The 257-nt window shown below is 60.7% G+C and carries 1 pseudogene; it reads right to left on the bottom strand.

Annotated features, from left to right (window positions below):
- Positions 1 to 257: pseudogene (locus ACPYOG_RS19950) on the bottom strand (replicative DNA helicase); the annotation flags it as partial.

The following is a 257-nucleotide window of genomic DNA, read 5'->3' as shown; positions in this document are numbered from 1 at the left end:
CCGTGCGTCAGTTCGTCGAGCTCATAGAAACCGGTGGGAACGCCTGTCATGCCTTCACCTCGGTGGCCGGAGGCTTCGATCTCGTCCACGGTGGACTCCATGACGTCCTTCAACGCCACGTAGTCCTCGGCCGTGCGCTTTTCAGCGACGGCGTACACCTCGGCTTGTGCCTGGTTGACGAGGTCTTCCACTTCGCCGTCCTGGCCGTAGCCCATCTGGACAATCTTGGTACCAGCATTAACCAGGCGACGAAGGAC

Source organism: Leifsonia sp. HAY1-4F, assembly GCF_056755275.1.
The sequence above is the reverse complement of the archived record's forward strand: the minus strand, read 5'-3'. Positions and strand labels throughout refer to the sequence as shown.